20 protein-coding genes are annotated in these 20,507 nt (G+C 60.0%); 9 read left to right on the top strand and 11 right to left on the bottom strand.

Going from position 1 to position 20,507, the window contains the following annotated elements; genetic code table 11:
- Positions 1-10: 10 nt before the first annotated feature.
- Both SynA1560_RS11840 and SynA1560_RS11835 read right to left on the bottom strand, forming a co-directional pair.
- Complete coding sequence (locus SynA1560_RS11840) at positions 11-1,132, bottom strand: glycosyltransferase family 2 protein (RefSeq protein WP_186500612.1); 1,122 nt, start codon at positions 1,130-1,132, stop codon at positions 11-13.
- A 1-nt stretch (position 1,133) separates the two neighbouring features.
- On the bottom strand, positions 1,134-2,720 hold the full coding sequence (locus SynA1560_RS11835) for a glycosyltransferase family 39 protein (RefSeq protein WP_186500611.1): 1,587 nt from the start codon (positions 2,718-2,720) through the stop codon (positions 1,134-1,136).
- 522 nt (positions 2,721-3,242) lie between these two features.
- Between SynA1560_RS11835 and SynA1560_RS11830 the strand changes: the two genes are divergently transcribed.
- From SynA1560_RS11830 to SynA1560_RS11815, 4 genes are all read left to right on the top strand, one after another.
- Positions 3,243-4,916: an iron uptake porin gene (locus SynA1560_RS11830; protein WP_186500610.1), complete on the top strand. Its 1,674-nt coding sequence runs from the start codon at positions 3,243-3,245 to the stop codon at positions 4,914-4,916.
- Between the two features lie 219 nt (positions 4,917-5,135).
- Positions 5,136-6,104: a cysteine synthase A gene (cysK, locus tag SynA1560_RS11825; protein WP_186469448.1), complete on the top strand. Its 969-nt coding sequence runs from the start codon at positions 5,136-5,138 to the stop codon at positions 6,102-6,104.
- On the top strand, positions 6,101-6,817 hold the full coding sequence (locus SynA1560_RS11820; protein WP_186500609.1) for a J domain-containing protein: 717 nt from the start codon (positions 6,101-6,103) through the stop codon (positions 6,815-6,817). Before cysK ends, SynA1560_RS11820 begins: the two co-directional genes overlap by 4 nt.
- Positions 6,817-8,913, top strand: a complete 2,097-nt coding sequence (locus SynA1560_RS11815; RefSeq protein ID WP_186500608.1) for a phospholipid carrier-dependent glycosyltransferase — start codon at positions 6,817-6,819, stop codon at positions 8,911-8,913. Before SynA1560_RS11820 ends, SynA1560_RS11815 begins: the two co-directional genes overlap by 1 nt.
- Here SynA1560_RS11815 and ndhO read toward each other — a convergent pair.
- Positions 8,892-9,149 carry an NAD(P)H-quinone oxidoreductase subunit O gene (ndhO, locus tag SynA1560_RS11810; RefSeq protein WP_186469445.1) on the bottom strand — a complete coding sequence of 86 codons (258 nt, stop codon included), beginning with the start codon at positions 9,147-9,149 and terminating at the stop codon, positions 8,892-8,894. The two genes, SynA1560_RS11815 and ndhO, sit on opposite strands and share 22 nt — an antisense overlap.
- Before the next feature lie 58 nt (positions 9,150-9,207).
- Between ndhO and SynA1560_RS11805 the strand changes: the two genes are divergently transcribed.
- Both SynA1560_RS11805 and SynA1560_RS11800 read left to right on the top strand, forming a co-directional pair.
- A complete protein-coding gene (locus SynA1560_RS11805; protein WP_186500607.1) occupies positions 9,208-10,461 on the top strand; it encodes a cation:proton antiporter in 1,254 nt (417 codons plus the stop codon).
- Positions 10,462-10,549: 88 nt separating this feature from the next.
- Positions 10,550-11,494 (top strand): TIGR01777 family oxidoreductase, encoded by a 945-nt coding sequence (locus SynA1560_RS11800; RefSeq protein WP_186500606.1) that lies wholly within the window; start codon positions 10,550-10,552, stop codon positions 11,492-11,494.
- Here the strand turns inward: SynA1560_RS11800 and SynA1560_RS11795 are convergent.
- The 4 genes from SynA1560_RS11795 to SynA1560_RS11780 form a co-directional block, all read right to left on the bottom strand.
- The gene (locus SynA1560_RS11795; protein WP_186469442.1) at positions 11,430-11,705 is read right to left on the bottom strand and encodes a hypothetical protein; all 276 of its coding nucleotides are present in this window, start codon (positions 11,703-11,705) and stop codon (positions 11,430-11,432) included. The genes SynA1560_RS11800 and SynA1560_RS11795 overlap by 65 nt on opposite strands.
- Positions 11,702-12,907 carry a lipid-A-disaccharide synthase-related protein gene (locus SynA1560_RS11790; protein WP_186500605.1) on the bottom strand — a complete coding sequence of 402 codons (1,206 nt, stop codon included), beginning with the start codon at positions 12,905-12,907 and terminating at the stop codon, positions 11,702-11,704. The genes SynA1560_RS11795 and SynA1560_RS11790 overlap by 4 nt, the downstream gene beginning before the upstream one ends.
- 1 nt (position 12,908) lies before the next feature.
- Positions 12,909-13,328, bottom strand: coding sequence for a hypothetical protein (locus tag SynA1560_RS11785; protein WP_186469440.1), 420 nt, complete (start codon positions 13,326-13,328; stop codon positions 12,909-12,911).
- A gap of 67 nt (positions 13,329-13,395) precedes the next feature.
- The gene (locus SynA1560_RS11780) at positions 13,396-13,821 is read right to left on the bottom strand and encodes an iron-sulfur cluster assembly accessory protein (protein WP_186471195.1); all 426 of its coding nucleotides are present in this window, start codon (positions 13,819-13,821) and stop codon (positions 13,396-13,398) included.
- 110 nt (positions 13,822-13,931) lie between these two features.
- Between SynA1560_RS11780 and zds the strand changes: the two genes are divergently transcribed.
- The 3 genes from zds to SynA1560_RS11765 all read left to right on the top strand — a co-directional run bounded on the left by zds (position 13,932) and on the right by SynA1560_RS11765 (position 16,408).
- Positions 13,932-15,398: a 9,9'-di-cis-zeta-carotene desaturase gene (zds, locus tag SynA1560_RS11775; protein WP_186469439.1), complete on the top strand. Its 1,467-nt coding sequence runs from the start codon at positions 13,932-13,934 to the stop codon at positions 15,396-15,398.
- The gene (locus tag SynA1560_RS11770; protein ID WP_186469438.1) at positions 15,398-15,847 is read left to right on the top strand and encodes an SRPBCC family protein; all 450 of its coding nucleotides are present in this window, start codon (positions 15,398-15,400) and stop codon (positions 15,845-15,847) included. The genes zds and SynA1560_RS11770 overlap by 1 nt, the downstream gene beginning before the upstream one ends.
- Positions 15,848-16,036: 189 nt before the next feature.
- Positions 16,037-16,408, top strand: a complete 372-nt coding sequence (locus SynA1560_RS11765; RefSeq protein WP_186500604.1) for a hypothetical protein — start codon at positions 16,037-16,039, stop codon at positions 16,406-16,408.
- On the opposite strand, the gene SynA1560_RS11760 is transcribed toward SynA1560_RS11765, so the two are convergent.
- From SynA1560_RS11760 to rbfA, 4 genes are all read right to left on the bottom strand, one after another.
- A complete protein-coding gene (locus SynA1560_RS11760; RefSeq protein ID WP_186500603.1) occupies positions 16,387-17,196 on the bottom strand; it encodes a uroporphyrinogen-III synthase in 810 nt (269 codons plus the stop codon). The genes SynA1560_RS11765 and SynA1560_RS11760 overlap by 22 nt on opposite strands.
- A complete protein-coding gene (locus SynA1560_RS11755) occupies positions 17,193-18,404 on the bottom strand; it encodes a glycosyltransferase (RefSeq protein ID WP_186500602.1) in 1,212 nt (403 codons plus the stop codon). Before SynA1560_RS11755 ends, SynA1560_RS11760 begins: the two co-directional genes overlap by 4 nt.
- Positions 18,405-18,480: 76 nt before the next feature.
- The gene (locus SynA1560_RS11750) at positions 18,481-20,121 is read right to left on the bottom strand and encodes a glycoside hydrolase family 3 N-terminal domain-containing protein (protein ID WP_255476953.1); all 1,641 of its coding nucleotides are present in this window, start codon (positions 20,119-20,121) and stop codon (positions 18,481-18,483) included.
- The gene (gene rbfA / locus SynA1560_RS11745) at positions 20,084-20,506 is read right to left on the bottom strand and encodes a 30S ribosome-binding factor RbfA (protein WP_186469434.1); all 423 of its coding nucleotides are present in this window, start codon (positions 20,504-20,506) and stop codon (positions 20,084-20,086) included. Before rbfA ends, SynA1560_RS11750 begins: the two co-directional genes overlap by 38 nt.
- Between the last annotated feature and the right edge of the window lies 1 nt (position 20,507).

The following is a 20,507-nucleotide window of genomic DNA, read 5'->3' as shown; positions in this document are numbered from 1 at the left end:
AGGTCGCGATTCAGGGTGTGTTCCACACAAAGCGGGAGGACGCGGCGTAATTCCAGATGTAAACCACAATGATTCCCGCTAGCTGCGCCAGAACAGCATGGGATTGAATCATGTTGTAAAACCCTGTTGCCAAGCCCACATTGGCCAGAGAAGGCAGTGAGGCAACCAGCAAAAATTTCAACAGACCTTTAATCAGTTGACGCCCTTTCTGGCGTCGATCTCCAAAGGTAAGGATGTTGTTGATGAGATAATTGGAGCTTGCCGCCGTGATGACGGCAAGGGGAAGAGATTGCGGAAAACTCAACCCGATCGTCATCAGGATGAACGTGCTCAGCAATTGAATCACCACGCCTGATGCGCCGACGAGGCCAAAGCTGATAGCACGTCTCGGCAAAATCCGAAACGTCGATGTGTGGATTAAAGAGATCACGAAGTCCCAAAGCACGGCATAGTCAAGCTTTGAACTTCCATACAGTCGTGGCTGAAAATGTAGGGGGATTTCAACGATAGAAAGCTGACCTTTGCTGATGGCCAGTAATTCATAGAGAAACTTGAAACCATTGACATCGACCTTGCGTATGAATGGAAGACAGCGCTCAACCTTGAGCGCGATGAAACCACTCATGTAATCCGTGAGGTGTGCATAGCTCTTGGGAAGACTCCACCGTGCCACGCGGTTGGCCATGGTTGAGCCATCGGTGCGACGGCTGCTCAGTCCACGGATTTCTGACTGGTCCAGAAAGCGACTGCCCACGACCAGGTCATTGTTCGCGCTTAACGCTTCGAAGGCCATCTGCACAGATGAAGGTTCGTGCTGGCCATCGCTATCCATGACGATGGCGATCGGATGAACGGCTGCGATCAGCCCCTCTTTGATGGCGCTGGCAAGGCCTGAGCGGCCGACCCGTTGAATGATGCGAATTCTTGAATCCTGCCTGGCGAGCGTTCGAACGATGTCTGCTGTGCCATCAGCCGAATCGTCGTCGACAATCAGGAGTTCAACAGCATGACTCTTGGTGTGATTCAAGAGAGAGGTAATGACCCCCTTGATTGATCCTGACTCATTAAATGTGGGCAGGATAATTGAAAGTCCTTGATTCTTATCGGCATGGTCTGTTGCGCTGTAAGACACGTTATTCGTTCTTCATGCTCATGTTATCGCAGTCAGACAAGGTCCAGTCGCCTGTGTTGGCAAGGATTTTGCAGTTGGGTTGTGGCTGATCACTGAGTCGAAGGTTTTTGCCGTCGTTCGATTGCTCGCGGCGAATCCTTTGTTCGGCGTACCAGTTCAGGCTTGGGCGTTCATCGAAGCCCTTGAGGCGGATCGGAGACAGGCTTGTGCTCGCTGTGATCCCGGCTACGGGCCTGACGGGCCAGCTTTCGTTGAGTTCCCACAGCCAGAGAGGAGAGTTAAAGACGATCGCGAGAGCGGTCACGTTGCCGATCACCAAGCTCAAGGCACCCAGTTGTCGTCTGTTCTGTGTGTTCTGCATCAGCAAGATTCCGCCGGTGCACCAGCCAGCCCCAATTGCCAAAGCAGGTGACCGGTAATCGATGAGGGCTTGAGCGGCCGGCGTCAGGCTGGCCACTCCCGCAATCAAGAGAAGTCCTCCAAGGCCTGCCCACAGTGCTGGGATCACAGCCAGGATCCTGCGCATCGGCACTGCGCCTGATGGCCAGGGCATTCGGTTGACCATCCATGCCAGTAGTGGTGCGCACAGCAGTGCGAATGGAAGCCAGAGGGGATGGCTGTACCAGGGCAACTGGGTGCGTAGTGGCAGGATTGCTGCAGCAAGAACCGCCAGGGTGCTCAGGCTCCAATAGCCCCAGCGTGATTGGCGTGCATGCCAGGCCCCAAAGAGGGCGATCGGGAAGAGCAGGAGCCAGGGCCATCCCCCCTCCAAGAGCTCGATCAAGGGCACCCGCCAGCCGAGGTCACTCCCTTCACCTGCTTCTAGCAGGACACGGCCGGCGCCATCGCCTCCCCAAAGCCAAAGCGCAGAGGCGCCCCGGTGCCAGGCATGCCAAAGATGCCAAGCGATGCCGGGAAGGACGCCGATCAGCAGGGTTGGGGCTGCGGTGGTCAATCGCCAATGCCGCCATTCCTGGCCCAGCCCTACGGCAGCCAGGCCGGCGGCAGCGGCCGGTAACAGCAATGGGGCCTTCAGCAGGAGCATTCCGCTGGCTGCAAGCCCAGTCAACAAGCTGATTCCCGCGGGATGGCGTGTCCGATGCAGGCGAAGCAAGCCGATCCACAACACAGCCATCACGGTGAGTTGGGTGCCGTCCAGCATCGCCAGTCGTCCATGGCGGGCGATCGGCAGGAGTGACAGCAAAATTGCGCTGGTGCCAAGGCAGCTGTCGCGATCGCCGGGGCGCAGCTGCCACTGCAGCAATCCGCCCAGCGGCACGATCAAGCTTGAAAGCAAAGCTGGCGCGATGCGGATCACCCATTCCGAGGGAAGACCCTGTGAGTTCGTCATGCCGATCAGCGTTGCGATGATCAGGTGCAGGCCGGGTGCCTTGTTGAGATACGGCTCATTCCAGAGAACTGGAAGCAGTGGGGCTTCGCCTGTGCCCTGATGAAACTCCAGCGCCACACGGGCGACGGTGGCTTCATCGAAATCTTTCAGCGGCAGGTTGCCAAGGCCAATGCAGGAAAGCAGTGCTGCTGTGACCCAAAGAATCAGCAGCAGGCGCCAGGGGAACGTGTGGGCCATGGCCTCGGAGCGTACAGAGGGTCCACAGTCCCGTTGGATCTAGGTAGGGTTGGTCTGTACGGGATGCAGTGGCGTGAGATCGGGCTTCACTCTTCGGAGTGAGGTTGATTTCGAAGGCGTTGCCGGCATTCACAATCCTTCAGGAGGAGGTGTCCATGAGTTCCAGTTCTTTGATGCAGGGTCTGCTGATCGCGGAGAACGCCGGCTGACGGCACCATTTTCTGACTGATCAATCGGTTCCGCGCCAGAGCGGACCCGGCGAGAGCCCCCGACCGTACTTCGGCCGGGGGCATCGTTTTGATGGAGCATCTTTGCCTGCCCTCTGTATCTATGCTTGATCGCGGCCACTTGGTGCAGAGCTCGACGATAGAGTTAGTTTGGTATCGAGCTGAACTTTTTTGTAGTGTATCGTTTGATACAGGCCAGGGTTGCTTGTGTCACACGACCAATGGATTCGAGGTCGGGGCCCAATCAGGGTGCAGCTGACGCTATGCGTCGGTCTGTGTGAGGACCCTTTTTCCTATGAAACTTTTCAAGCAACTGCTGGTTGCTCCTGCTGCCCTGGGCCTGCTGGCTCCTGTCGCTGTCGGTGCAACTGAAGTCAATGTTGCTGGTGTCGCCGACTACGCCTCTACTGGCGAGCAGGTCACCAGCATCGATCAGTTCTCTGACGTCTACCCGACGGACTGGGCTTATCAGGCTCTGAGCAACCTGATCGAGCGCTACGGCTGCGTCGCTGGCTACCCCGACGGTTCCTACCGCGGTAACCGTGCGATGACCCGCTTCGAAGCGGCCGCACTCCTGAACGCTTGTCTCGACCGCGTCACCGAAGTGACCGACGAGGTGAAGCGCCTTGTGATGGAGTTCGAGAAAGAGCTCGCAATTCTCAAGGGCCGTGTTGACGGTCTGGAAGCTCGCGTGGGCGAACTGGAAGCCACTCAGTTCTCCACCACCACCAAGCTGAAGGGTCAAACCACCTTCGTGATCGGTGCTTCCACTGCGTCCAGCAACGTGGACGGCGCTGCCGATTTCTACGCTGCCACTCAGGGCGCCACCACCTTCAACTACGACACCCGTCTGTTCCTGGACACCAGCTTCACGGGTAAGGACCTGCTGCGCACCATGCTGCGTGCCGGCAACTTCGGTTCTTCCGTGTTCGGCAACGGCATGACCACCATGGAGACGGCTTTCGAAGAGCCCTCCGGTCCTAACAGCGTGACCATCAACCGCGTCTGGTACCAGTTCCCCATCGGTGAGAACTTCACCGCAACTGTTGGTGGCTTGGTTCGTCAGGACGACATGCTGGCTGTTTGGCCCAGCGCATACCCCGCTGACACCGTTCTCGACTTCTTCACCTACGCCGGTGCACCTGGTGCCTACAACTTGGCCCTGGGTCAAGGTGGTGGCCTGAGCTGGGCGAAAGATGGTTTCAGCATCAGCGCTAACTACGTCAGCGCTAACGGCTTCGTTTCCGACCCCAATCCCGGTCTGTTCGTCAGCGATGACGAAGACTTCATCGGCGAAGACTTCACCGACAACTGTGGTGGTATCGGTACCGATTGCGCTGCCTCTAACGGCACCGTGCAGATCGCTTACACCGATGACAACTGGGGTATCGCTGCTGCGTACAACTACGCTTCCGGCGATAACGGAATTGGCATCTACAGCGGCAACGGCACTCCTGCAGCCGTTTCTTTCGCTGGCCTTGGAGTCACCAATTCCTTCGGCCTGAGTGCTTACTGGTCTCCTGAATCAGCCAGCTGGTTCCCGAGCATCAGCACCGGTTGGGGTATCAATACCACCAACATCGATAACGACTCCAGCACCTTCGCTGACAGCGCCACTTCCCAGTCTTGGTACGTGGGTCTGCAGTGGTCTGATGTCTTCCTGAAAGGCAATGCCGCTGGTATGGCCGTCGGCCAGTCCACCTTCATCACCGGCGTCGACTTCGACTCCGACTACGAAGGCAGCGAGTTCATCGGCGATGGCAACTACGCCTGGGAATGGTGGTACATGTTCCAAGTCACCGACAACATCTCTGTGACTCCTGCGCTCTTCTACCTGAGCCGTCCTCTCGGACAAGGAACTGCTGGCCTTGGCGGCGGTGGCCTCGGACCTGACGGTGAGCCCGTCGGCGACAACGACAACACCTTCTCCAACTTCGGCGGTCTCATCAAGACCACCTTCAAGTTCTGATCACCTCCTGATCAGCTTGATCGGCCCCCTCAACGAGGGGGCTTTTTTTTGGCCTTTGGGCTCAAGAGCGGACGGCCTCCTGGATCAGGCCGTTCGCTTCATGCCTGTCGTCATTGCTTACGCTGACGATTCAGATCGCTGTTGACATCTCCACCTGGATCCGTGAGCTGTTGCCTCGATCATGAGTGGATGTCAAGGAGCCTCAGTCACCCGACCCGCATGCCCATCGCTCCTGACATCACCGCGCTTGTGGGACGCACCCCTCTGGTGAGGCTGAACCGTCTGCCTCAGGCCTTTGATTGCAAGGCTGAGATTCTCGCGAAGCTCGAAAGCTTTAATCCGACGGCCTCGGTAAAGGATCGAATTGCTGGCGCCATGGTGGAGGCTGCCGAGCGTGACGGCACCATCGAACCCGGGCAAACCGTGTTGGTGGAGCCCACCAGTGGCAACACGGGCATCGCGTTAGCCATGGTGGCTGCAGCCCGTGGTTACCGGCTCATCCTCACGATGCCCGACACGATGAGCACGGAGCGGCGATCGATGCTTCGCGCCTACGGCGCCGAGCTTCAGCTCACCCCAGGCAGTGAGGGCATGCAGGGTGCCATCACGTTGGCCCGTGAGTTGGTGAACGAAATCCCAGGTGCGTATCTGCTGCAGCAGTTCGACAATCCGGCGAATCCAGCCGTGCATGCGCAGTCCACCGCTGAAGAGATCTGGAGCGACACTGGTGGTTCTCTCGATGCCTTCGTCGCCGGTGTTGGAACCGGTGGCACCATCACCGGTTGTGCAAGGGTGCTGCGGGAGCGTCAGCCGAATCTGCAGGTTGTTGCAGTTGAGCCCGCAGCCAGTCCGGTTCTGTCGGGTGGATCCGCCGGTCCCCATCGCATCCAGGGCATTGGGGCTGGATTTGTTCCTCCCGTGCTTGATCCTGATCTGATTGATGAGGTGATGACCATTTCCGATGACCAAGCCATGGACATTGGTCGTCGTCTGGCCAGAGAAGAAGGATTGCTGTCCGGTGTGAGCAGTGGTGCCGCTGTGGCCGCCGCACTGCGTCTAGGCCAGCGACCTTCGATGGAGGGTCGTCGCATCGTGGTGATTCTTGCCAGCTTTGGAGAGCGCTATCTCTCGACACCGATGTTCAGTGCTGCCTCGGTCCTGCCGGCCCGGCGGGATGGTCAGCTTTGAGCTTCAACGCTGCGGGCCACGACCCATCTACTGACCCTTATGCCGTGCTCCAGGTGGCGTCGAGTGCCACGCAGGAGGAGTTGAAAGCAGCGTATCGCCGCTTGGTGAAACAGCACCATCCCGATGCGGGTGGCGATGAGGAAACCATCCTTGCTCTTAATGCTGCTTGGGAGCAGCTCGGAGATCCGCAGAGCCGTCGTGCTTTCGATCGGCAGAGTGGTGTGGCCCGTGACGAAGCCCGTGCCCGCGGGGCGCGCAACGCGCGCGCCAGTCAGGCGGCGCGACGCGCTTCAGGACAGGGTGCCAGTGCTGATCAGGAGCTGGCCACCTGGCTTCAGAAGGTCTATGTCCCTATTGACCGGTTGCTCGGTCAGGTGATCAATCCGTTTGCCGGGGAACTCCGCGCCCTGTCGGCTGACCCCTATGACGATGCGCTGATGGAAGCGTTTTGCAACTATCTCGAACAGAGCCGTATCCGTCTCGACAAAGTCAAGACGCTTTTTCAGTCGCTTCCCACACCACCCTCTGCGAACGGTTTCGGTTTGAGCGTCTATCACTGTCTCTCTCAGGTGGAAGACGCCATTGCGGAGCTTGAGCGGTACACGATGGGGTATGTCGACAACTACCTTCACGATGGCCGGGAGATGCTGCGGGAAGCGCGGCAGCGTCGCAAACGGCTGCAAGACGAACGCCGTCGCCTGGAGATCGTCTGATGGGGTTGGTTGGGTTTCGCTTAGGGCTGCTGCTGCTCTGGCTGATGGCGACAGCGGCGGATCGGCTTTGGTGGAGTCAACACACGGCTCTTCCCTCCTGGGACCAGGCCGACTACCTCAACAGCGCGCTGGATCATGGTCGTGCTTTGGGTGTTCTGGCAGGGGGTGATTGGCAGGGTTGGAACGCTTTGCTGGATCTATCGCCGAAGATTCCGCCGTTGGCCTCGCTGGTGAACGGCTCCGTGATGGCCTTGGCGGGAGATTCACCCTCGCAGGCCGCCTGGAGTTTGAGTCTCTGGAATGCGTTGCTCCTCGTCGCAACAGCGGGTTGGGCCCTCCAGTTACTGCGACCGATGCGGAAGGCAAGGGCATTCGCCTTGCTGGCTGTTTCGGCAGTGGTGCTGGCTCCGATGCTGTTGGAGTTGCGGACCGATTACGTCCTTGAACTGCCATTGATGGCCATGGTCACGCTGGCGCTTTGGCGGCTGGGTGCCTGGTGGGCTCCCCAGGGTGGTGGCCGCTGGTGGCAAGCCGGGTTGGCCGCCGCGGCTGTGGCCGCAGCGCTTCTGGTCAAACAGAGCTCCCTGCTGGTGCTTCTGCCCGCTCTGGGGTGGTGTCTGTTGACGGCGCAGCGCATCGGCAAGGGCCGACGACTGCAGGCAATGGCTGGTTTCGGCTTGGTGCTGCTGGCTGTGCTCCCATGGCTGCGTCACAACTGGATTACCACTCTTGGCGGCACCAACCGCGCAGTGATCGAGTCAGCGGCCCGTGAGGGAGATCCTGCTGTGTTCAGTCTTGAGGGCTGGTTGTGGTACTTACGTGTGCTGCCCGGTCAGATCGGTTGGGTGGTGCTCTGCTTAGGGATCGCTGGGGTGCTGGTGTGGATTTGGAAGCAGCGTCTCAGAGGGGCTTCCTCTGTGACCCTGGGAACGGATTGCCGTGATGCCTGGTGCTGGTTGATCGGAACGTTGCTGTTGGGGTGGCTGGTCACGAACCTCAGTCCCAACAAGGATGCGCGTTACATCGCACCGCTGTTGCCGTCCTTGCTGCTCTTGCTCACGCGTGGTTGGTGGCAGTGGGGGGAGTCGATCCGTCAGCGCTGGCCTTCCCGGTCGCACTGGCTTCCTGGCGTTGCCTTGGCCGCAGGTGGTTTGGCGGTGCTGGCATCGTCTTGGCTGACCCAAAGCGCTCGTCTTCGCCTCACCAACGCGCAACCCCTCGAGGCCATCGTTGCTCGGGCCGGTGGAGCCGATCCCACTGCCGAACCGGCAACCCTGATCGTGGTGCCCAGCACGCCTGACCTCAATCAACACAATGTGAGTTATTACGGTCGCCGCAACGGCGGGCAGCTGGTCGGCCGCCAGCTCGGTGGCAGTCCTGATCACATTCAGCCGGCTTTGCGTCACGCCACCTGGGTGTTACTGGCGGAGGGCAACCAAGGTTCGGTTCGCAAAGCTGCCCGAGCCTTTGATCAGGCCATCCGCGACAGCGGGGTCTTTCAGCAGGTGGAGGTGTTTCCCCGGCCGGAAGGTGGCAGTTATTCGTTGTGGCGTCGCCGTGCGAGTGCGCCTGCACCGGTCGGTTTCGAACACCGTTTCCCTGAGCTCGCATCAGGGATGGCAGCTGGGCCCCAAGGTCTTGATCCCGTGTTCAGCAGTGTGGCCACTGAGCACATGCTTGACGGCCATTTCAACTATCGGCAAGTGGTGCAAGCGGAGTCGATGGATCGCCTGGCGCAAAATTCATCCGATGTTCAGGCACGCTGGAATTTGGCTTTGCTCGCCGTCCTTGGGAATCGTCCTGAGGAGGCTGCTCGGCAATTTGAAGCACTGGAAGCCTTACTACCCGAGAATCCATGGCCCAGTGCTTACCGCAGTGTTGTGCTGTTGGCGGGATGGAACCCCTGGCTAGCTGCTTCAACAGCGGCTCAGGCCAGGGTGCGCCACGGTTCTGAACCGATTCTCGACAGCCTGGAATCGTTGTCGGCTGTTCTTGGCGGAGCGCTCTGGAGACTGCCTGAAGCGATTCAGTCGGTGCCGGCAGCCGTGTCCAGCGTTGAAGACGCTCTCAACCCTCAGGAGAACGGTTCCAGCTGATCCATCCGCAGCCAAACGTCAGGAACCGGGCGACGCCAACGCACTTGGGCGTAGTCACCTTTCACAACCAGCACTTCACCCGGCCCTTCCAAGATGTAGGCAGGAGGTTGGGGATCACTGGCTCCTGCTTCGAGGCTGCCCGCATAGGCGGATTGGTTCACCCGCACCAGAGCACCCTTCTTTAGGGCCGGTTTGGCCTTGGCAGCTGGTGCAGGGCTCGACGGTGTCTCGGCCATCACAGGACGTTGTATTTGCGACAGGCTAGAACCCTTTCAAACCGCAACTGCACTCCACTTGGACAATGGCCTGTCGCTCTATCTGGTGGCTTTCGGGGGATTGCTGCTCGTGGCGGTGCTCCTCGATGATCTGGCGGCACGGGTTCGTGTGCCGGGCATCCTCATGGTGCTCTTGCTCGGCTTGCTGATTGACAACCATGTGGATGTGGTCGGCACCAAGCAGATCACCCTGCTGAATCTCGATCAAGCGCAGCAGATCACGGAAGCGGCCCTCGTGCTGGTGCTGTTCTTCGGCGGGCTCACCACCAATTGGCAATCCGTGCGTGGCGTGATTAAACCAGCGGGTCGATTGGCCACGATTGGCGTGCTGATGACCGCGGCGCTGATCACGCTGGTGGCCCTTGGGCTTGGCCTGGCCCAGGGCGAGAGGTCGATGGCGGCACTGTTGCCGAAATGTCTGTTTGTTGGAGCCATGGTGGCGAGCACTGACGCCTCGGCGGTCCTCGCCTTGCTGAGGCCTTTGCAGGGACGCTTGCCCAAGCCCTTGATTGATCTGATCGAGTGTGAGTCGGGCTTCAACGACCCAATGGCTGTTGTCTTGGCTGGTCTTGCGTTAGCCCTGGCCGGTGGTTCCGGCATGGAAGCTGGATCGCTTGTGACGGACCTCGTGCGTCAGTTCCTGCTCGGCATCCTGATCGGTTTTTTCGGCGGCAGCTTGACCGTCCAGCTGCTGGGGACACGGATGGGGCTCAACCAATCAGCGATGTTGCCCGTGGTCAGCCTGGCGTTGCTGATGGTGCTCAGTGGAGGCACATCGCTGCTGGGCGGAAGCCCCTTGCTGGCTGCTTATGTGGCTGGGTTGGTGCTCGGCAACAGCAAGAATCTTGATCAAGATCGTCTTGCCGAGGCCCATTCCAGCTACGCGAAAATGGCTGAGTTGCTTCTGTTCCTCTGCATGGGCCTGGTGGTGAACCCCCAGGACGTCGTCCATTCAGCAGCGCTTGCGTTGTTGTTGTTCCTCGTGATGCAGCTGGTGCGCTTGCTGATGGTGCATCTCTTCCTGTGGCGGACTCCTTTCAGCGCTGGGGAGCGAATCTTTGTGTGCTGGGCCGGCCTCCGTGGTGCAGTGCCCATCGCCATGGCCATCACGGCTTGGTCCTCTGGGGTGAGCTGGGGCGCCTCCATGCCTCCGATTGCACTTGCCGTGGTTCTCTACGGACTGTTCATTCAGGGCTTTGCGCTGGTGCCATTAGCGCGCAAGTTGAATCTCACCCTGCCGGACGACGCTTCTGAGATGTCCATCCCATCGTGACGATGCTTCGTTGGCGGCATCACGTGCATCGGCGGCCCCCGATTCGACGCTCGCTGCTTAACGTCAACTGTCTTTAACGCCATCCCCCATGCGCCTCCTGCTGATTGGTTGCACCGGTCTGGTGGGCCGTGGTCTGGTTCCTCAGCTTCAAGCGGCAGGCCATCAACTCACTGTGGTGAGTCGCCGGCCATCACCAGCGGGATTGGCGTCAGCTCAGGCTGCGCAGCTCGATTGGATCCAACTCGACCCTGCAACGGCGGCCAGTTGGGAGCCATCCACGCCCCTGCATGAGGCGCTGAAGTTATGTGATGGCGTTGTGAATCTGGCTGGTGAACCGATCGCGGAACAGCGCTGGACAGCCCAGCATCGTTTGTTGCTCGAAAGCAGTCGCCTGGACACGACTCGCTATCTGGTTGCTGCCATGGCCACGCTGGATCATCCACCTTCGGTTTTGGTCAATGCCTCGGCTGTGGGTTTTTACGGCACAAGCGCAGAGGCTCGCTTCGATGAAGCCAGTGCTGCCGGCGCCGATTTCTTGGCACAGCTTTGTCAAGGCTGGGAACAGGCCGCCGCCGCTAAGCCAGCGTCCACGCGTCTGGTGCAGCTGCGCATCGGCATTGTGCTGTCGGCCGACGGTGGCGCACTGGCCAAGATGCTTCCGGTGTTCCGTGCCGGTTTCGGTGGTCCGATCGGCTCGGGGCGTCAGTGGATGAGCTGGATCGAGCGCAGTGATCTCTGCACGATGATTCAGACGGCACTGGAATCGGACTCTTGGTCCGGGGCGTTCAACGCCGTCGCGCCTCAACCCGTCTCCATGGCAACCTTTGCCAGCAGTCTGGGACGTTGTCTTGGTCGGCCCAGTCTGCTGCCCGTTCCTGGGCCAATGCTGCAGCTGTTGCTCGGGGACGGCGCCAAGGTTGTTCTTGAGGGGCAGCATGTCAGCTCCACCCGTCTTGAGTCAGTGGGCTTCAGCTTCCGCTGTCCGACTTTGCCCGTTGCACTTGACGTTGCCACCAGCTCCAGACGCCGTTGACCAGAGCTGCGCCCATCAAGACCCCAATGGCAGGGGTGAACAGCGGCTCCCAAAGCCGCATGAACTGACGCATCGGTGCTTCTAGCCCCTGGCTGCTGCTCACCACGGCCAGTCCAAACCAGCCAGCGCCTCCCATCACAAGAAAGACATTGACCACCAGCAGGCGATCCAGCCAAATCTTCCAGATCGGTTGACGCGTCGGGGCGCTCATCGGGGCAACGTCAGCAGTCGGGAGATGCTCGCCGCCATCCTGCCCCCACCACCCGCTGGGCCGAGACGGTTCACAGCCTCTCTGTCACAGACGGATTTCAGATCGGCGTCCTGGTGGATTCGCTCGACGAGGTCCAACACCATCTGAGCTGTGCGTGCGAGCGTGACTGGATCACCAGCCTCGCCAGGGGCACAAAACACGGTGGGTCCCAGCAGGCGTCGTTGGGCTTCAGCAAAGCCTTCTGTGAACTGCGGGCCCTGTCCCACCAGTTGCAGCACGGGTCGTGCCAATCCCACGGCCTGTTCCGCGGCTGTTCCGGCCATGCAAAGCAGTAGGTCGGAACTATGCAGTACTGCGCCGAAGTTGCCGCGTCGGATCCAAATGCGGCAGCCGCCTCGACGCAAGGCCGAAGGTTTGTTGTCCGACCCAGCCTCCAAATGCCACTGGCCTTGTGCGACCAATGCAGAGAGCTCCACATCTTGGAGAGACGACACCAGCGCCAGCTCTAGCTGAAGCTCACCGTTGTCGCGCCAAGCCTCCGGCAACTGATCGATCACCCGCAGCAACAGCAGCAGGTTCTGTTCCAGTTCCGGGCGGCGGCTGCCCGGCAATAGCCCTAGCCGGCGATGGGCCGGTGGCAGCCGCTGGGCGTCGCTCAGCACAGGATCCATGAAAGGGTTGCCGAGAAAATTGACGTGCCGTTGCAATTGGATGCTGAGATCGTCGGCACTCAGTTGGTCTCGGCTGAAGATCGCTTTGAAACGCGGACTGCGCAGACAGTCACTGCAAGGCCATGGCAGGCGTAGGCGCCCTTCGTAGTGACTGGAATAGGCCACCAGGTAAGTGGCCACAGGACGTCTGCTCAGCCAGGCCGCCATCACTGGAATCACATCACCGATCACCACCACTAGGTCGTAACGCTTGGCAATGCGCAGCAGGCGGATCAGCCGTCTGAGCAGATAGATCACCTGTCCTTGCACCAATTCGGTCAGGCGCCCTCGCAGGCTTGTGTAACCAAGCCCGCCGGTGCTGAACTCCTGCGTCCCCCCGATCAGGCCAATGCCTGCATCGCGGTAGGGCTGGCCTTTCCCCACCAGCGGAAGTGCTTCAACGTCGTGTCCCTCAGTCTGTAGCGCGCGGCCCAGCAAGGCACCGGAGAGATCCTCTCCATGACCATTGCTCAGCAACAGCAGCCTGCCCACGTCATAGCTCCAGCCAGGCCTTCACTTTGAGAAGAGCCGGCCATTCAGGCCGCCGCTTGAGCCCGTCGTCGATGGATTCCTTCAGTTCTGCACCTACATCGGGAGCCAGCGCCAGCACCTGCTGAACCACTTCAATGTGATCTCTCACGCCCTTGGCCTTCGTTTCCAGCATCGCCAAACAGAGATTGATGCGGGCCTGAGGGTCCTGTCCATTGAGCTTCACGGCCATCCTGGCTGATCGCAGAGCGGCATCGGATTGGTCGCAGAGCAGCTGCAGCCAGGCCAGGCAAGTCCATCCCGCCGATTGACGCGGTGCTGATGCGGTGATCGCTTCAAAATCTGCCAACAGATCCTGGGCCGGAGCACCTTGCTGATAGCGGCTCATCGCCTGCTGAAACAGACTTTCCTGGCTGGACTCCATGAAGTGTTGATCCTTCAAGCAATCCCTTCAGATTCCCACAAAAGCCCTAGCGGGTTCGGAGACGCACTCAGACAGCGAAAGAGCTTCCGCAGCCACAGGTTTGCGTTGCGTTCGGATTGGTGAAATTGAAACCACCACCGATCAGTGCTGTGCTGAAGTCGAGCTGCATCCCGTAGATGTAAAGCAGGCTCTTGGGATCGCAGATCACCGTGAAACTGGCGCCATCAGGAGCCTCGTAGTCATAGCTCTCGTCATCTTCAAGCGTTTCGGATGCCGGCACAAAATCCATCGTGTAGCTCATGCCGCTGCAGCCACCGGAGCGCACGCCTACGCGAAGCACCTTGTTCTCTCCCTGATCCGCGCACAACTTGGCCAGTTGCTGCATGGCTGGTTCGGTGATCAGGATGCCTTTGCCGTCCCGTGAGGTGTGGGATTGGGCCGTCACTGGCACTGCAGTTGCTGCGGTTTCAGCGGTGGCTTCGGAGCTGGACATTGCAGGCTCTGGCACGAGATCCACTGCCATTTTATGAATGCCTCAGGCCTGTCGCCTAAAGCAGTGCTGACAGGTCTCTTCATAGAGTCGGTTGAGTTGCACGCCAGATAGTGCGGGTCGCGATTGTTGGTTCCGGTCTGGCAGGCCTGTCTGCTGCGGTGGATTTGGTGGATGCCGGCCATGAGGTGAACCTTTACGAGGCCCGCCCGTTCATGGGCGGAAAAGTGGGCAGTTGGGTGGATCCCGAAGGCAATCACATCGAGATGGGGTTGCACGTGTTTTTCTTTAACTACGCCAATCTCTTCGCTCTGATGCGCAAGGTGGGCGCTTTCGAAAATCTTCTTCCCAAGAATCACACCCATCTGTTTTGCAACAAAGGCGGTGATCTGCGTGAGCTCGATTTCCGTTTTCCGATCGGTGCTCCGTTTAACGGCTTGAAGGCCTTCTTCACCACGCCTCAGCTCACCTGGATCGACAAACTGCGCAATGCTCTGGCGCTGGGCACGAGCCCCATTGTTCGGGGCCTGGTGGACTACGAAGGGGCGATGCGCACGATCCGCGCTCTGGATTCCGTCAGTTTCCAGGATTGGTTTGTGGGCCATGGCGGCAGCATGGAAAGCATCCGGCGCATGTGGAATCCGATTGCCTACGCGCTCGGGTTCATCGATTGCGAAGCGATCTCGGCCCGGTGCATGCTGACCATCTTCATGATGTTTGCTGCCAAAACCGAAGCTTCAAAACTCAACCTGCTCAAAGGGTCCCCCCATCGTTGGCTCACTGGACCGATCCTGGATTACATCCAGGCGCGAGGTGGAAAGCTCCACCTTCGCCACCGCGTCAAGCAAGTGGAGTTCAGTGCTGGTGACCAACCCGAGGTCAAGGCGCTTCAGTTGACGACGCCTGATGGTGATGTCCGTGTTGAAGCGGATGCCTATCTCGCCGCTTGTGATGTTCCCGGCATTCAGAGACTCCTTCCTGAGGAATGGAAGCGTTTTCCTCAGTTCGCGGCAATTCACAAGCTGGAAGCTGTTCCTGTGGCAACGGTTCAACTTCGCTATGACGGTTGGGTGACGGAACTTGGAGACGATCAGGAGCACCGCCGTCGGGATGTGGATCAGCCCGCAGGGCTTAATAACCTCCTTTACACCGCTGACGCTGATTTCAGCTGCTTCGCCGATCTGGCCTTGGCCAGTCCGGAGGACTACCGCAAGCCTGGTGAGGGGTCGTTGCTGCAGTGTGTCCTCACACCAGGGGACCCCTGGATTCCCAAGTCTGTCGACGAGATCGTTGCCCATACCGACCGTCAGGTCCGTGAGCTGTTCCCCTCGGCCCGTCATCTCACTCTCACCTGGAGCAATGTGGTGAAACTGGCTCAATCGCTCTACCGCGAGGCACCGGGCATGGAGCCCTATCGACCCGAGCAGCGCACACCGGTTCGAAACTTTTTCTTGGCGGGCAGTTACACACGTCAGGATTACATCGACTCCATGGAAGGAGCCACGATGAGTGGACATCTCGCAGCTGCGGAAATTCTCAAACGACCAGTGCAGCTGGCCACGAATGCGGCGGTGGCCTGATGGGACGTTGGCTTGAACATTCGGTGACCACGGAGGTCAAAGCACCGGTGGATCGGGTCTGGGCGGTCTGGAGCGACCTGGAAGCCATGCCCAAATGGATGCGCTGGATTGAGTCGGTGAAAACTCTCGATGATCCCGACCTCACAGATTGGACCCTGGCGGCGCAGGGATTCCGTTTTCACTGGAAAGCGCGAATCACACAGCGTGTGGAAGCTCAGCAGCTTCATTGGGAATCGGTTGGAGGCCTTCCGACCAAAGGAGGGGTCCGCTTCTATGTCGAACAACCTGATCGCACAGCGGTGAAGCTCACGGTGACCTACGAGCTCCCAGGGGTCTTGGCACCGTTGATGGAACCGACCATCCTTGGAGGGATTGTGACGAAAGAACTGCAGGCCAACCTTGATCGCTTCCGAGACTTGGTGGAACAGGGCGGAGCCGCTCACGCCTGAATTGCTGTGCCCTGTTCGCCGGTACTCCCCGTGTTGAAGCGTTGCCTTCCCCTTGTGCTAATGGGGCTTTCAGCTTGTGGTCGTGCGACTGCGCCTGATCTCTCCCAGTCCCCGTCCCCTGCTGCAGCTCCGGTTGTGGCAGCCGACGTGCCACCTGAAGTATCCCCTGGCTTGGAATCAGCATCAGGATTGACCCCTCTTCCTAGTCGGGACCAGGTTCTGGCATCCGTGCCGGAAGGGCGATCGGATCCCTTTGCACCTGTGGTGCCGCGTGCAGGGGTGTTGGAATCGAGCCAAGCCAGCATGAGTTCCACTGACGCTGATGCAACCTCCGCACCGGATGTGAGGGTTCAGGGCGTGTTGCAAGTGGGTGGTGAGCTCCGCGCTCTGGTTCAAACAGCCTCGGGTGCTGGGACGGTGTGTATTGGACCGCGTGGCCGTTGCCCGGGGGATGCAGCAGCTCTTCTGCCCTCGGGTTGGAGTGTTCAAGGCATTGATCTACGCCGAGGATGTCTCGAGGTGATGGTCTCGGGTCAGGCTCAGCGTCGCTGTATGGCTTGAACGCACGCCTCGACCAGCCCATCGAGGTCATGGGGGGAGGCTTCTGCGTCGACACGACCCAGCAGCTCCATGCAGCGCTGGCTGGTCTGGGGACCGATTGACACCACGGCAGGATTTTGAAACACCAAGGCCATCCGTTGGTCACCGATGGCCTTGGTCAGGAGAGCAACGGTGTGGTTTACGGTTTTCCCACTGCTGAAACTGATGGCATCCACCTCCCTGGCTTCGAGGGCTTGGAGTGTCTCGCTTGGAATCGTGTCAGGGCAGCGCGATTCATAGGCCGCGACTTCCACCACTCTTGAGCCGGCCTCGCCGAAGGCCTCCGCGAGCAGCGTTCGCCCGCCGCTCTGAACCCTTGGCAAGAGGATGCGCAGCCCCCAACCCGACACGGGGAAATGCTCGATCAGGCTGTCGGCTACGAACGTGGGTGGGACGAAGTCGGCAGGAACGCCGAGGTCTTCCAGGCGCTGGGCCGTCTTGCGACCTACGGCTGCGATCTTGAGGTTCTCAGGGCATCTGGCTAAACACCGACCTGTCATCTGGAGCCGTGCTTCCACTGCATCCACGCCATTGGCGCTGGACAGGATCATCCAGTGAAAGTTTTCCAGATCGGCGAGTGCATCGTCGAGGGGGGCCCAGGTGTCTGGAGGTCCGATCTCTAGGGCTGGCAGCTCAAGAACCCTGGCGCCAAGAGACTCCAGCATCCGCCGTCCCTCACTTTGCTGCTCCTGGGCACGGGTGATCACCACCGTGCTTCCCTGCAGTGGCTGCTGTTGCACGGAAGTCATGCGCCTGGAGTGTCGTCCAGTTTCACCAGGCCACTGACCTGCGCCTTCAGGGCTGCAGCTTCCTGCTGGCGCTGCTGCGCATTCAGAATGGCAATGGCTTGACTGAATCCGGATCGAGCACCGTCGATATCTCCACCCATCAGACGGGCCACGGCCAGGTTCTGATGGCTTTCAGCATGGGAAGGGTCAAGGTTGATCGAATGCTCGTAGGCCTTGATCGCGGCCAACAGATCGCCGCGATGCCGTTCCATCAAGCCAAGGTTGTACCAGGCCAGTGCGACTTCGGGAGCGCGCTGGCAGGCGGTGGTCGTGAGCTGGATGGCTTCCTCCAGTTCGTTCTGCTGCATCAGCAGGGCTGCCAGATTCAAGCGGGCACCAAGGCTGAGCCGCGTGTCCAAAGGCAAGTCCAAAGCCTCTCGGTAACAGCCCACGGCGGCATCGCGGTCGTCGGCTGCCAAGGCGATGCCCAGGTTGAGGAGCAGTTCATAGCGCTCGGCAATGAAGGCCTCGCCTCCTGGCAGCGTCTTCAAGCCTTGGCGCAGCAGCGTGATGCCTCGATCGCGATTCCCTTCACTCACTTCTAAGGCGCCGAGTTTGGCGCAGGCATAGGGATCACTGGGTTGGTCCTCCAGCCACCGTTCCATCGATTGACGCAGACGCTCAGCCTTGTCGGTGCCCGAGAGGAGCTCGGGGCGATAGCCGTCATGGAGGAGTGCCGGTTCGGCGCAATTGGCAATGCGCCACTGGGGCTCGTCGCTCATCAGAGCTGCGACGCTCTCATCGATCATGGAGTGATAAGGCCTGCTCCATTGAATGCGGGGATGTCTTCGGAACAGGCGGCTCACATTGGAGTAAGGCGCCATCGCCGCACCCAGCTCATGCCTGAGCAGATTGATCACCAGCACATCCGGCTGGGCCATCAGGGCTTTCAACTTGGGAATCGCTTCTGTGCGGAGCTGCTCGTCGGCATCGAGCACCAGCACCCAATCCCCCTTCACATGTTCCAGTGCTGCATTCCGTGCGGGTGCAAAGTCACCCGGCCATGTCAGGTGCTCCACGCGGGCTCCGCAGGCTTGCGCCAATGCCACCGTCTCGTCCGTGGACCCGGTGTCGACGACGACCATCTCATCGACAAAGTCCTGCACGGAGCGCAGGCAGGCCTCGATCCGCGTCGCTTCATCGCGCACGATCATCGAGAGGCTGAGCATGGCGGCCCTGAACACTGGCGCTGAGATTAAGGGGATATTCCTCCCGTCGTTCTGCCACAGACTCGTCGTGCGGCGTTCAGTCGGTGAAGTCCCTGATTCCAGTCTGTGCAGGTGTCGTGCCCATCATCTTGGTGAGCAGGCATTCCTGAGCTTCGGGCATTTGCCCGGGGCTATAACCAGCGGGAGTGGACGCTGGTAAAAGGCTTCGCAGTGCATCCCAGCGGTAGGGACACCCGTAAACGATCAGTCCTGCCAGGCGTTCATGCCGGAGGAGTTGCTCAATGGCTTCCGCCCAAGGCTCGCTGCGTTCCTGAGCGCCCCGGAAGGGATTGCCGCGCAGGAACAACTGCAGAAAGACCACTCCATCTCCCAGTGCCACCAGGTCCAGGGGTTCGTTTGGATCACCGTGATCTGCCCATGGCGACAGTCCCTTGTCGTGGCAGATCCGAGTTTCGTAGCCAAGGCTCTCCGGCGCTGTGACCGCTGCTGAATCAGCCCGCAGCACCGGGCAGGGCAGCACGCCATCCACCCGGATGAGGTTCATGCCTGCCTGCTGTGCTGTGGGTGAAAGTGAAGGACCTTGGGTTTCCAGGGAGCGTTCCACCAACTCCATTGCCAAGGCATGGTCGGCTTCGGTTTCGATTGCATGGCCAGGCGTTCCAGGCTCCAGCTTTGAACAGCTCTTGAGAGCCTCCTGACGCCTCTGCATCGATTCGTGCAGGCGTGATTCGGGAATCCTTCCGCTGTCGAGGGCGGCACAGATGGCATCGATCGCCGCATGGGCATCCGCAGGCATCAGGATCAGATCGGAACCTGCTTCAAAGGCCTGCACCGCCGCTTCTCCAGGTCCCACATGTCGGCTGATGGCTTCCATGACTAAGGCATCGGTCACCACAAGCCCCTGGAAGCCCAGGTCCTGCCGCAACAGATCGGTCAGGACTGGCTTGGAGAGCGTGGCAGGTTGTTGGTCATCCAAGGACGGCACCAGCAGATGGGCCGTCATCACGGAGGCGACCTCAGCGGCGATCAGTCGTTGAAAGGGAATCAGCTCCAGCTGTTTCAAGCGCTCGCGGGAGTGGCAGATCACCGGCAGCTCCAGATGTGAGTCCTGTGCGGTGTCACCGTGTCCGGGGAAATGTTTTGCACATCCCAGAACCCCGCTGCTGCGCAGGCCCCGTTGAAACGCCTCCGCTAGATCGGCGACCCCGTGTGCGTTCTGCCCCCAGGCCCGCACATTGATCACAGGGTTGGCCGGGTTGCTGTTGACGTCGCAGACCGGGCCCAGTACCCAGTTCAGCCCGCAGCGTTTGGCCTGCTCTCCCGTGATGCGTCCATAGCGTTCGGCCAAATCCACGGCTTTGTCGGGCTCTTTCGTCTGCAGCCGTCCCAGCGCCATGGGCGGCACAAGCCAGGAAGCGCCTTCAAACCGCTGGCCCACGCCTTCCTCGACATCGGCGCACAGCAGCAGGTCGGAGTGACCAGCCCAGTGGCGCAAACTTCGGCAACGCTGCTGAAGATCCGTGGCGCTTCCCCCCAGGAGGATCACTCCCCCCACACCAGCTTCCAGCAGCTCTTGCAGGGCAGCGTTGTTGAGTTCCCAGCGGGGGTAGCGCCGTTGCCTGTCACTCGCATGGCCACTGGCTCGAACCACCAGCAGCTGGGCGACAGCCCGGCGGCGTTCAGCTGTGTTCATTTCCGGTTTGTCCGGAATTGTCATCACTGCCGACGGGAATCTCTCCTCGGATCTGTCTCTCACGCTCCAGTTCACCGAGAAGGCTCAACACGGAGGTGCCTTTTTCAAGACCACGGTCGAGTTGAAACACCACTTCGGGGGCGCGACGCATCTGTAGTCGACGGCCAAGCTCGCCGCGCAAATAACCACTGGCGGCCTCAAGTCCGTCCATCACTTGGCTGCGGGCTTCTCCATCAGCCAAAACACTGACGAAGATCTTGCAGTGCTGAAGGTCGCCGCTCACCTCCACGTTGGTGATGCTCACCATGCCCTGGTGCACCCGCTCGTCCCGGATGCCGTTAATCAGCAGTTCGCTGGTCTCCCGACGGATCAGGGCGGCCACGCGTTCAACCCGACGTCCGGGGGCCATT

Source organism: Synechococcus sp. A15-60 (genome assembly GCF_014280095.1).
Lineage (GTDB): Bacteria > Cyanobacteriota > Cyanobacteriia > PCC-6307 > Cyanobiaceae > Synechococcus_C.
This window is presented reverse-complemented; position numbering and strand designations above follow the sequence as displayed.

Excerpts from the sequence above, each read along its gene's own strand:
- SynA1560_RS11780 (WP_186471195.1), bottom strand. The coding sequence starts at position 13,821 with ATGTCCAGCTCCGAAGCCACCGCTGAAACCGCAGCAACTGCAGTGCCA.
- SynA1560_RS11800 (WP_186500606.1), top strand. The coding sequence starts at position 10,550 with ATGCGCCTCCTGCTGATTGGTTGCACCGGTCTGGTGGGCCGTGGTCTG.
- SynA1560_RS11815 (WP_186500608.1), top strand. The coding sequence starts at position 6,817 with ATGGGGTTGGTTGGGTTTCGCTTAGGGCTGCTGCTGCTCTGGCTGATG.
- SynA1560_RS11755 (WP_186500602.1), bottom strand. The coding sequence starts at position 18,404 with ATGCTCAGCCTCTCGATGATCGTGCGCGATGAAGCGACGCGGATCGAG.
- SynA1560_RS11760 (WP_186500603.1), bottom strand. The coding sequence starts at position 17,196 with ATGACTTCCGTGCAACAGCAGCCACTGCAGGGAAGCACGGTGGTGATC.
- cysK (WP_186469448.1), top strand. The coding sequence starts at position 5,136 with ATGCCCATCGCTCCTGACATCACCGCGCTTGTGGGACGCACCCCTCTG.
- SynA1560_RS11770 (WP_186469438.1), top strand. The coding sequence starts at position 15,398 with ATGGGACGTTGGCTTGAACATTCGGTGACCACGGAGGTCAAAGCACCG.
- rbfA (WP_186469434.1), bottom strand. The coding sequence starts at position 20,506 with ATGGCCCCCGGACGTCGGGTTGAACGCGTGGCCGCCCTGATCCGTCGG.
- SynA1560_RS11830 (WP_186500610.1), top strand. The coding sequence starts at position 3,243 with ATGAAACTTTTCAAGCAACTGCTGGTTGCTCCTGCTGCCCTGGGCCTG.
- SynA1560_RS11785 (WP_186469440.1), bottom strand. The coding sequence starts at position 13,328 with ATGGAGTCCAGCCAGGAAAGTCTGTTTCAGCAGGCGATGAGCCGCTAT.
- SynA1560_RS11835 (WP_186500611.1), bottom strand. The coding sequence starts at position 2,720 with ATGGCCCACACGTTCCCCTGGCGCCTGCTGCTGATTCTTTGGGTCACA.
- SynA1560_RS11750 (WP_255476953.1), bottom strand. The coding sequence starts at position 20,121 with ATGACAATTCCGGACAAACCGGAAATGAACACAGCTGAACGCCGCCGG.
- SynA1560_RS11795 (WP_186469442.1), bottom strand. The coding sequence starts at position 11,705 with ATGAGCGCCCCGACGCGTCAACCGATCTGGAAGATTTGGCTGGATCGC.
- ndhO (WP_186469445.1), bottom strand. The coding sequence starts at position 9,149 with ATGGCCGAGACACCGTCGAGCCCTGCACCAGCTGCCAAGGCCAAACCG.